A 5,185-nucleotide genomic window follows, 5' to 3' on the forward strand; every position below is an offset into this window, starting at 1 on the left:
GGTTATGGGGTTCTTTTGGGTCGGCGCGTTCGTAGGGTGGCGGGGAGCACCAGTAGTAGCGCGAGCAGGAACATGGCGGTGCCGATGACGTTGACCTGCGGCGGGATGCCCCGCTGGGCGGCGCCCCAGACGTACATGGGGAACGTGACGGTGGTGCCGGCGTTGAAGTTCGTGACGATGAAGTCGTCGAAGGAGAGCGAGAACGCGAGCAGCGCGGCGGCCACGATGCCGGGCAGCGCCAGCGGCAGGGTGATCCGCCGGAAGGTCTGCCACTCGCTCGCGTAGAGGTCCATCGCTGCCTCCTCCAGCCGGGGGTCCATCCCGGCCAGCCGCGCCCTGACGGTGACCACCACGAACGACAGGCAGAACATGACGTGCGCGACAACGACGGTCCAGAAGCCCTGCGGCACCCCGGCGGAGACGAAGAGGGCCAGCAGCGAGGTGCCCATCACCAGTTCGGGGGTGGCCATCGGCAGGAAGATCAGCACGTCGATCCCGGAACGGCCACGGAACCGGTGCCGCGCCAGTGCGAACGCCATCAGGGTGCCGAGCACCGTGGCGACCACGGTCGCGATGAAGCCGATCTGGACGCTGCGCACCACCGCGTCGCACATGTCGGAGGTGGCGCACGGATTGCGCCAGTTGTCGAGCGTGAACTGGTCGAAGTCGTACGACAGGCGGCTGGAGGGGCGGTTGAAGGAGAGGGCGGCGACCACGGCGATCGGCAGGAGGAGGTAGCCGAGCACCAGCAGCGCCACGCCCGCCACCCAACGATCGGCCAGCCAGCGGAAGATCCGCGCACTCACGGTGCCAACCCCTCGCTCACGACTGCGGGGCTCCGCTGCGCTGCACTCCTCGCGCTCACAGGACCTTCTCCGGGCCGGTCCGGCGCAGGTAGCCGAAGACCACCGCGAGGATTGCCGCCATCAGCAGGAACGACAGCGCCGCGCCCTGCGGGTAGTCCAGCCGGACCAGGAACGCCGAGTCGATGACGTTGCCGATCATGTACTCGTTGGGGGTGCCGAGCAGTTCGGCGTTGATGTAGTCGCCGCTGGCCGGGATGAAGAACAGCAGCGTGCCGGCGACCAGGCCGGGCATGGAGAGCGGCAGGGTGACCCGGCGGAACGTCCGCAGCGGGCCGGCGTAGAGGTCGCCGGCCGCCTCCAGCAGCCGGGGGTCCAGCCGCTCCAGGCTCGCGTACAGCGGCAGCACCAGGAAGGGCAGGAAGTTGTACGTCAGGCCGAGCACCACCGCGACGGGGGTGGCCAGCAGCCGGCCGTCGGGGGCGAGCAGGTGCACGTCGCGCAGCAGCCCGACGAGCCAGCCGTTGTCCGACAGGATGGTCTTCCACGCCAGCGTGCGCACCAGGAAGCTGGTGAACATCGGCGCGACCACGCAGACCAGCAGCAGGTTCTTCCACCGGCCGGCCTTGCGCGCGATGGCGTACGCGAGCGGGTAGCCGGCCAGCAGCGCCAGCACCAGCGCGGCCCCCGCGTAGCCGAAGGACCGCCCGAACTGCGGCCAGTACGCGGCGAGCGCGTCCGGGTAGTTGCCGAAGGCCCACGTCATGGCGTACCCGGTGGCGAGCGAGCCGGCGGGGTCGTAGAGGCTGGCGGCGGCGAGTTGGAGCAGTGGCACCGCGAAGAAGACGAGCAGCCACGCCGCCGCGGGCAGCAGCAGCAGGTACGGCAGGAGCCGGTGCCGCCCGGGCGGGCGGGGCGGTCCGGGTGCCGACGGCTGGGCGGCACCAATGGGCAGGCGCGCGGGGGCGCTCACGAGGGTGCGCCGACCGGCTCGTCCCGCGCCGGAGCGGTCCGGTCCCGCCCGCCGGCTTCCCGGGGCAGCAGGAAGGCGTGCCGTGGCTCCCAGTACGCCGCCGCCTCCGCGCCCACGGGCAGCGGACGGGCCGTGCCGCTGTTGGCCACGAACGCGGTCAGCTCGCCGCCCCAGCCGGTGCGCAGCAGGTACTGGGTGCTCACCCCCACGTAGGAGGCGTCGGTGACGATCCCGGTGACGTGCTGGCATCCGGCGGGGACCTGGTCGACGGAGTCGACCAGGTGCAGCTTCTCCGGGCGTACGCCCAGGTGGACCGGCCCCCGGTCGACCCGGGCCCGGCCGGCGGGCACCGAGAAGCGGCGGCCGTGCGCCGACACCGCCACCTCCTCTCCGGCCGCGCCGGCCGCCTCGCCGGCGAGCAGGTTGGACTGGCCGAGGAAGTTCGCCACGAACGCCGTGGCCGGGTATTCATAGAGGTCGGCGGGGGCACCGAGCTGCTCGATCCGCCCGGCGTTCAGCACCGCGACGGTGTCGGCCATCGTCATGGCCTCCTCCTGGTCGTGGGTGACGTGCACGAACGTGATGCCGACCTCGGTCTGGATCCGCTTGAGTTCGAGCTGCATCCGCCGGCGCAGCTTCAGGTCCAGCGCACCGAGCGGCTCGTCCAGCAGCATCACCTGCGGGCGGTTGACGAGGGCGCGGGCCAGCGCGACGCGCTGCTGCTGCCCGCCGGACAGCTCGGCGGGGCGGCGGCGGCCGTGGTCGTCGAGCTGCACCAGCGCGAGCATGCCCATGACCTCGTCGTCGACGGAGCGGATGCCCCGCCGGCGCAGGCCGAACGCCACGTTCTCGAAGACGTCCAGGTGCGGGAAGAGCGCGTAGCTCTGGAAGACGGTGTTCACCGGCCGCTTGTGCGGGCGCAGCCGGGTGACGTCCCGTTCGCCCAGCAGCACCTGCCCCCCGGTCGGCTCCTCCAGGCCGGCGATCATCCGCAGCGTGGTGGTCTTGCCGCAGCCGGACGGGCCGAGCAGGGCGAAGTACGAGCCCTGCGGGACGGTCAGGTTGAGGTCGTCCACCGCGGTGACGCCGCCGAACCGCTTGGTGAGGTTCGCCAGCCGCAGGTCGCCGGCCGGGCTCCCGCGTTCCGCAGTCGTCCCGCCCATCCCGCTCACGCCCCGATGACCCGCTGGAACTTGCTCTCGTACTCGCGCTCCTGCTTCTCGTCCAGCGCCATGAAGACCGCCGTTCTGGCGAGCATGGCGTCGTCGGGGAAGATCAACGGGTGGGCGGCCAGCGCCGGGTCGATCTTCTCCATCTCGGCCTGCGCACCCTTGACGGGGCAGATGTAGTTGACGTACGCCGCGAGCCGGGCGGCGACCGCCGGTTGGTAGTAGTAGTCGATGAGTTTCTCGGCGTTGCCCTTGTGGGTGGCCCTGTTCGGCACCAGCATGTTGTCCGACCAGAGCATCGCCCCGGACTCGGGTACGACGAATTTGATCTTGTCGTCTTCGAAGCCGAGCTGGATGGCGTCGCCGGACCAGCCGATGCAGGCGGCGATGTCGCCCTTGGCGAGCGCCGGCGCGTAGTCGTTGCCGGTGAACCGGCGGATCTGGCCCGAGTCGACGGCCTTCTTCAGCTTGGCGAGCGCGTCGTCGAACTGGGCGTCGCTGAAGTACGCCGGATCGTGGCCGTTCGACTGGAGCAGCAGGCCCATGGTGTCGCTCATCTCGGCCAGCGCGGTCACCCTGCCCCTGAGATCGGGGCGGGTGAGCAGCTCGTCGACCGTACGGATCTCCCTGGCGACCCGGCCGTTGTAGGCGAGACCGGCCAGGCCCGACTGCCACGGGATGGCGAGGTGGTCCGAGGGGTCGAAGGAGCGGTTGCGCAGCGAGGACAGCAGGTTGGCCTGGACGTTGGGCAGCTTCGACGGGTCGAGCTTCTGGACCCAGCCGAGCCGGATCATCCGCGCCGTCAGCCAGTCGCTGAGCACCATGATGTCCCGCCCGGTGGGCTGGCATCCCGCGAGCTGGTGCTGCACCTTGCCGAAGAACTCGTTGTTGTCGTTGATGTCCTCGGTGTAGGCGACCCGGATGCCACTCTTCGCGACGAACGCGTCCAGGGTGGGCCGCTTGGCGGCGTCGGCGTCGTCCACGTCCATGTACTGCGGCCAGTTGGAGAACGTCAGCGTCTTCTCGGTGCCGGACAGGTCCTCGCTGACGCAGCCGGCCTCCGTCTGGGTGGCGGCCTCGGTGCCGCAGCCGGCCAGCGAGCCGCCCGCCGCCAGCAGCGCCGCCGAGCCGAGGGCGCCGGTCAGCAGCCCACGCCGGGTGAGGGGCCGGAGGGGAGTTCGCATGTGACGACTCCTCTGGGTCATCGTCGGCGGGCAGGCGGGAGTGGCGCGCCGGCGGGACGTCAGGTGCGGTGAACGACAGATATTGGCATGGGCCGACGGCGACGACGGACGGCGGGTATCAGCGTGCGCGAAGGGCGATGACGCGACCACATCCTGCTCGACCACGGGAGCGATGCGGATCGTCGCGGGAGCGATGCGGACCGTCGCGGTGGCGGCCCTGTCCCGCCGGTGCGGCGTTCGTCCGCCGCACGCTGCGCGGGCAGGCGTACGCCTGGGGCACCGCCAGCGACTCGGCGGTCTCGCCCTTCTCGGCCATCGCCACCCGAAGTACCTCGTTCACCATCCGACCTCCCGTGCCCGCGATCACACTGGGGCGCACGGTAGCCACGCAGCGTGCCCTCGTCGTGGCGCTGCCGGCGTGTCGCGGCGGGATCTCTTTCGCGCACCCGAGGTGGCCGACGACCGCCCGGAAAAGGCCCTGGACATGCCTCCGCCGCAGCGTCGGGCCCGGCACCGGAACGAGCGGTCGCACCTCCGAAGGGCCGCGTGCCGGCCGTGCCCGACCCGCCTCGCCCGCGCTATCGAACTGATGTCGCAGACGACTCAGGACCCGGCCGGAAGCCGCCTCGATCACCGACCCCACCCCGTCACGCCCGTCGGCTCCGCGCCGAACCGACGCCGGGCCAGACCGACGTACAGGTCGGACCGACGTGGAAGTTGGACCGACGCCTCGTGAGCGCGCCTACCCCCATGCTCGCCGATGGGCTGGCCGCCACCGTCGGCGGTGCCGTGATGTCGTAGACGATTCAGCTCGACAGTGCCCGGCGTGACCATCGGACCCGCATCTCGGCCGGCACGCTGCATAGTCCGTGCGGACTTCTCTCCCCGGCGCCCGTAACCTTCGCCGGGCGGCGGGTCAGTGGTTCGGGGGGATGACGCGGAGGTGACCCCGGCGGCCCGTCTGGGGGGTCGAGTTGACGGTCTGGTCGTCCTCGGGCGGGCGCGGAGCCACCGGGCGGGCGGCGTCGCGGACGGCCTCGGCGAGGGCGACCAGAT

Annotated in this window: 5 protein-coding genes; all 5 read right to left on the minus strand. The window is 71.4% G+C overall.

Features of this window, described 5'->3' with window-relative positions:
• Nucleotides 1-2 precede the first annotated feature (2 nt).
• Nucleotides 3-806: an ABC transporter permease gene (locus tag F6X68_RS30450; RefSeq protein WP_225852527.1), complete on the minus strand. Its 804-nt coding sequence runs from the start codon at nucleotides 804-806 to the stop codon at nucleotides 3-5.
• Between the two features lie 55 nt (nucleotides 807-861).
• Entirely contained in the window at nucleotides 862-1,776 is a 915-nt protein-coding gene (locus F6X68_RS30455) for an ABC transporter permease (protein WP_151457479.1), read from the minus strand.
• Nucleotides 1,773-2,939: an ABC transporter ATP-binding protein gene (locus F6X68_RS30460; RefSeq protein WP_151457480.1), complete on the minus strand. Its 1,167-nt coding sequence runs from the start codon at nucleotides 2,937-2,939 to the stop codon at nucleotides 1,773-1,775. The genes F6X68_RS30455 and F6X68_RS30460 overlap by 4 nt, the downstream gene beginning before the upstream one ends.
• A gap of 5 nt (nucleotides 2,940-2,944) precedes the next feature.
• Nucleotides 2,945-4,129 (minus strand): spermidine/putrescine ABC transporter substrate-binding protein, encoded by a 1,185-nt coding sequence (locus tag F6X68_RS30465; protein WP_151457481.1) that lies wholly within the window; start codon nucleotides 4,127-4,129, stop codon nucleotides 2,945-2,947.
• A 916-nt stretch (nucleotides 4,130-5,045) separates the two neighbouring features.
• Nucleotides 5,046-5,185: DUF3499 family protein (locus tag F6X68_RS30470; RefSeq protein WP_370519014.1), on the minus strand; the 140-nt coding region annotated here is incomplete at its 5' end.

This window comes from Micromonospora sp. AMSO12t (assembly GCF_008806585.1).
GTDB classification, from domain to species: domain Bacteria; phylum Actinomycetota; class Actinomycetes; order Mycobacteriales; family Micromonosporaceae; genus Micromonospora; species Micromonospora reichwaldensis.